The 5,326-nt window shown below is 42.6% G+C and carries 5 protein-coding genes and 1 pseudogene; all 6 read left to right on the top strand.

The window, feature by feature from the left end:
* The first annotated feature begins 324 nt into the window (after window positions 1-324).
* Complete coding sequence (locus Q0192_RS03485; RefSeq protein ID WP_299286136.1) at window positions 325-1,317, top strand: glycosyltransferase family protein; 993 nt, start codon at window positions 325-327, stop codon at window positions 1,315-1,317.
* A gap of 49 nt (window positions 1,318-1,366) precedes the next feature.
* Window positions 1,367-2,350 (top strand): DUF6427 family protein, encoded by a 984-nt coding sequence (locus tag Q0192_RS03480; RefSeq protein ID WP_299286133.1) that lies wholly within the window; start codon window positions 1,367-1,369, stop codon window positions 2,348-2,350.
* Between the two features lie 45 nt (window positions 2,351-2,395).
* Window positions 2,396-3,088, top strand: coding sequence for a phosphoribosylformylglycinamidine synthase subunit PurQ (gene purQ / locus Q0192_RS03475; RefSeq protein ID WP_299286130.1), 693 nt, complete (start codon window positions 2,396-2,398; stop codon window positions 3,086-3,088).
* Window positions 3,088-3,822 carry a type III pantothenate kinase gene (locus tag Q0192_RS03470; RefSeq protein ID WP_299286127.1) on the top strand — a complete coding sequence of 245 codons (735 nt, stop codon included), beginning with the start codon at window positions 3,088-3,090 and terminating at the stop codon, window positions 3,820-3,822. Before purQ ends, Q0192_RS03470 begins: the two co-directional genes overlap by 1 nt.
* A 2-nt stretch (window positions 3,823-3,824) precedes the next feature.
* Window positions 3,825-5,126, top strand: coding sequence for a hypothetical protein (locus Q0192_RS03465; RefSeq protein ID WP_299286124.1), 1,302 nt, complete (start codon window positions 3,825-3,827; stop codon window positions 5,124-5,126).
* A gap of 4 nt (window positions 5,127-5,130) precedes the next feature.
* A pseudogene (locus tag Q0192_RS03460) lies at window positions 5,131-5,326 on the top strand (hypothetical protein); the annotation flags it as partial.

Genomic DNA, 5,326 nt, shown 5'->3' with positions numbered 1-5,326 from the left:
CGCAATTAAAAAAGCAACTAAATTATTTTTTAACGTTCACGTAACTTTCAGTTCACTTTGCAGTCAGAACTTGCAATTGATAAAATAGTTATGGATTTTGAGTACACCCATTTGCTTGCCCTCGGCGCACTGTTTTTACTGTTGTTCTTGTTCTATCTCAGCCCGTTTGAATTGAGCGTGAACGAAGACGAGGACGACGAATAAGCTTCTTTTACCGGCAAAAAATCAGCCGAAATTTGCGTTAATCTTTTTTGGAGATTGCAGCAAATACAACAAAGGCTTTTTTCAAAACCGTTTTCCTTAATTTGCGCCCTTGTTTACCGCATGAAAATATTGTTTGCCATACAAGGGACCGGCAACGGCCACATCAGCCGCGCCCGCGAAATTGTGCCTTTGCTGCAGCAGTATGGCCAACTGGATTTATTGATCAGCGGTACGCAGGCTGATGTTTCGCTTTCGCAGCCTTTAACTTACCAGTTGCACGGTTTCAGTTTTGTTTTTGGGAAAAAAGGCGGCGTGGATTACTGGAAAACGTATAAAACCATGAATTTGCGCCAATTGCTGCGCGATGTTCGTTCGCTTCCTTTAAAGCAATACGATTTGATTATCAATGATTTTGAACCGGTTTCAGCTTGGGCTTGTCAATTGCAAAAGCTGGAATCTGTTGCTTTAAGCCACCAATGTGCTTTCATCTCCAAAAATACGCCTCGCCCCAAAAACTGGAATTATGCCGAATGGTTGTTTAAACATTACGCGCCAGCTACCCATCACGTCGGTTTTCATTTTGAACGTTATGCCGGTTTTATCCATACGCCGGTTATACGCAGCGAAATCAGGCAGATGGAAACGCAAAACCTGGGGCATTACACCGTTTATTTACCGGCTTACAGCGACCAATTGCTGCTTCAATATTTTAGGCATATAAAAGAAGTATCGTGGCATATCTTTTCCAAACACACAAAAACAGCATACCGGCAGGAAAATATTTTAGTGAAACCCATCCAAAACGAAGCGTTTAACCAAAGCTTGGCCACTAGTGCCGGTTTGCTTACCGGCGGCGGTTTTGAAGGCCCGGCCGAAGCTTTGTTTATGGGCAAAAAAGTGATGATGATACCAATGAAAGGCCAGTACGAGCAGCAATGCAACGCCATTGCAGCGGCAAAATTAGGCGTTCCGGTGGTCGAAAAAATTGATGGAAATTTTGTCCAACAAGTAAAACAATGGGTTTCATCAAACCAAAAAATCGAAGTTAATTTTCCAGATGAAACTGCGCAAATCGTTTCCCAAATCGTTTCTCGATACGGCAAAGCGCGTTAAGTTTCGGCTTGTTCTGTTTTTCTGCTAATATTGCGCAAAAGAGTCCTACATGATCCAGATTTTCCGGTCGCATAATCCCATCAACATCTTCTGGCTTGTGGTGCTTTTGTTTTTGCTGCGGATGGGCCTGGTTTTTCATCTGCCGCAAAATTTGGATACTTCTTTTACCGGCCTTTTTTCGAGGTTGCTGATTGCTTTTCCAGCTAAAACTTTTACGCCGAGCGGCAATCTTTTTTATGCAAGTATCCTCGTTTTGATACAAGCGCTTTGGTTCAATTACATCGTCAACAACCACAATTTGCTGGGCAAACCTTCGTTTTTGCCGGCTTTGCTTTTCGTTACCGTTTCCGGTTTATTTCAATCGTTTTATACGTTGAGTGCGCCGCTAATTTGCAATTTCCTGATGATCTGGATACTGCAAAAACTGTTTGAATTGTATAAAACAGAAGAAGCAACTTCTACCGCTTACGATCTGGGTTTGATTGTTGGCATCGGCACGTTAATCTATTTCCCGTTTATCGCAATTTTTCTGGCGATTTGGATCGGCTTGCTCATTTTTCGTCCGTTTAATTGGCACGAATGGATGTCGGGTTTGATGGGTTTTTTAACCGTGCTTTTTTTCTTGTCGGTCTATTATTACTGCACCGATCACACGTTTGCTTTTCACACACTTGCGCTTTCTTTTGATGCCCAAATACCTAAGTTTGATGTTAGCCGTCCGTATCATTATTTAGTTCTGGTCCCGCTGGTTTTGATATTTGTCCTGGCACTTTTTCGGCTGCAAAACAATTTTTTGAAAAGTATGGTGATGGTGCGGAAAACCTTCCAGTCGTTGCTTTTTATCATCCTGCTGGTGGCTGCGGCTACTTTCATCAAAACGGATTTCAGCTTTAACCATTTTCTGCTCGGCGCGGTGCCAATTGCCACACTTTCGGCTTATTACTTTTTATACGCCACCAAAAAATGGTTTTACGAAAGCTTGTACCTGCTGCTGCTGTTTGGCATCTTGTACTTTCAGTTTAACAATTTTTAACTTTTAGGTACAATGGTTTTTAAACAGTTCTGTTAGTTTTGTAAGATGAAATTTGGCGTAGTTATTTTTCCCGGTTCCAACTGTGATGAGGACATCATTTACGTGCTGGAAAAAATCATGGGGCAGCAGGTGGTTCGTTTGTGGCACAAAGACCATGATTTGCAAGGCGCAGATTTTATCGTTTTGCCGGGCGGTTTTTCTTTCGGCGATTATTTGCGTTCCGGCGCCATTGCACGTTTTTCTCCGATTATGCAGGAAGTGATCCGTTTTGCTAACAACGGCGGATTTCTTTTGGGCATTTGCAACGGCTTCCAAATCTTAACCGAAGCCGGTTTGGTTCCGGGAGCCTTGCTGCATAACCAAAATCGGAAATTTATTTGCCGAAACACGTACTTAAAAGCACAAACCAACAACTCAGTTTTAACTTCGCAAGTTGATCTTAACAAAGCGTTGAAAATTCCGGTAGCGCACGGCGAAGGCAATTTTTATGCCGATAAAAACAGTATCGAAGAATTGAAGCAGAACGACCAGATCTTGTTCCGTTATTGTGATGCCGCCGGAAACTATACGGACGAAGCCAACGCAAACGGTTCTATCCAAAACATTGCCGGCGTTTGCAATAAAGCCCGCAATGTTTTTGGTTTGATGCCGCACCCGGAGCGTGCCGCCGATAGTTTGCTAGCCAACCAGGATGGGCTCGCAATTTTCGAATCCATCTTATCGGTTGCCAACGCCTGATGATTAACCTGGTGTTTGATATCGGCAATACTTTTTTTAAAGTTGCTGTTTTTGAAGAACAAAACCTATTGTGGACGGAGCGTTACCGGCAAATCACCGAAAAGCTGCTCCAACAAATCCTCCTAAAATTTAACCCGGCAACGGCCATTATTTCTTCGGTACAAACTAAAATATTTTTGTGGGAAGCGATGCTGGAAAAGCAGTTAAAAACGTTTCGGTTTCATCATCAGATGGCAAAAAGCATCAAAAACCATTACCAGCAGCCCGAAAAATTAGGTTTAGACCGTTTGGCTGCCGTAGTTGGCGCCCATTTTTTATACCCTAAAAACAGTAATTTGGTGATTGATGCCGGAACTTGTGTTACCTACGATTGGGTTGATGCCGAAGGAAATTATTACGGCGGCAGTATTTCTCCCGGATTAAAAATGCGGTTTAAAGCGTTAAAGCATTTCACCAAAAAACTGCCTTTAATTGAAGCAGAAATGGGTTTTGACCAGGTTTCGGGCAACACCACCAAAGCAGCAATCCTTTCGGGCGTGCAAAACGGGTTGCTTTTTGAAGCAGAAGGCTTTATAAAAAAACTAACACAACAAGACCCACAAACAAATATCCTGTTAACCGGCGGTGACCTTAATTTTTTTGATACTCACTTGAAAAGTAGCATCTTTGCCGCTTACGTTAAGCCCGAACCTTATTTAGTTCTGAAAGGATTAAACGCAGTTATACATCAGTAAGAATGATCAATCGTACCCAAATTTTACTTATACTTTTATCTATATTTTCGGCATACAAGGTTTCCGGCCAGGCTACTACCAGTTCGCCATATTCCAAGTTTGGTTTGGGCCTTTTACAGGAACAGGCTTTGCCGCAAAACATGGGCATGGGCGGTATTGCTGCCGGTGTGCGTACCGCTGGCGGCTACAACAACATCAATATGCTGAACCCAGCGTCGTATTCGGCCATTACGTTAACTACCATTGATGTTGGCGCTTACGGCACAATTAATACATTAAGCAACAGTTCGGATAAGCAAACCGGTTCTGATTTCAGGCTGAACCACATTGCTTTTGCCATCCCGATTACCCGGGGAACTTCCGCTTTCAGCTTTGGCCTGCTGCCTTACAGTGATTTAGGCTACAATTTTAAACAGGTTACCAAGATTGATACCAATACGGTCAACAGCATTTACGGCGGCGATGGTGGTTTGTCAAAAGCTTATATCGGTTATGGCTTCAACCTGTTCAAACATTTAAACTTAGGTTTCAACGTGGGCTATATTTTTGGAAACCTGCGCAAAACCAGTTCGGTAGAAATTCCTAATTATATAGCTTCTTCTTTTAATACTCAGATAGAAAACAGCCAGAGTGTTAAAGGTTTAAGTTACGATTACGGTTTACAGTACCAATTTGATTTGTCAACTACGTCCAGCATTGTTTTGGGTTATTCGGGAACATTAAAATCAACCCTAAATTCTACCAGCAAATACATTTCTACCCAATACCTTACCGATCCGACAACCGGGGAAATAGATATTGCAAGAGACACCACTTACTCGCGCACGGGCACCAATACTAAAATCAACTTGCCGATGGAGCAGCATTTTGGCGTCTCGTACCAAAAGCTGAACCATTATTTGATCGGTGCGGATTACAGCACGGGAAACTGGTCAGCTTTAGTTATTGACGGCGTAAACCAGGGGCTTAAAAATACGCAGTCTTACCACATCGGCGGACAAATCACCCCGAATATAAACGCGCTGAACAGTTATTTGGCTGCTATGGATTACCGCTTGGGCTATCAGTTAAACAAAACTTATATACATACTTCCGGCACCGATATCAATGAATCTGCGGTTACTTTTGGCGTAGGTTTGCCTATCCGTTCGCAAAGCCGTACTGCTTTTTACAAGGTAAATTTATCGGCAGAAGTTGGCAGGCGCGGTACGCTTCAAAATAATTTGGTGAAAGAAAACTATGTCAATTTCAGGCTGGGTTTTTTGCTGAACGATACCTGGTTCAGGAAGTATAAGTTTGATTAAAAAGATGCAGCGGCTGTTTCCTCCAAAAAAACCTGCGTTAGAATGGCTGATGCTTCTTTTACCGGTGTTTTTTTGGTCTTGCGAAAACGATCTGAAAAAAGTAAGGCAAATTTCTAGTAAAGAAGTAAACAACCCGGTTGAGACCACCATTGGCGTTGATGTGATCTACAGCGATTCGGCTAAAGTAAAAGCCCGGATGA

The sequence above is a fragment of the uncultured Mucilaginibacter sp. genome (assembly GCF_937859865.1).
Lineage (GTDB): Bacteria > Bacteroidota > Bacteroidia > Sphingobacteriales > Sphingobacteriaceae > Mucilaginibacter_A.
This window is presented reverse-complemented; position numbering and strand designations above follow the sequence as displayed.

Bases quoted from the DNA above. Each gene is read 5' to 3' on its own strand.
- Q0192_RS03485 (WP_299286136.1), top strand. From the start codon at position 325: ATGAAAATATTGTTTGCCATACAAGGGACCGGCAACGGCCACATCAGC.
- Q0192_RS03480 (WP_299286133.1), top strand. From the start codon at position 1,367: ATGATCCAGATTTTCCGGTCGCATAATCCCATCAACATCTTCTGGCTT.
- purQ (WP_299286130.1), top strand. From the start codon at position 2,396: ATGAAATTTGGCGTAGTTATTTTTCCCGGTTCCAACTGTGATGAGGAC.
- Q0192_RS03470 (WP_299286127.1), top strand. From the start codon at position 3,088: ATGATTAACCTGGTGTTTGATATCGGCAATACTTTTTTTAAAGTTGCT.
- Q0192_RS03465 (WP_299286124.1), top strand. From the start codon at position 3,825: ATGATCAATCGTACCCAAATTTTACTTATACTTTTATCTATATTTTCG.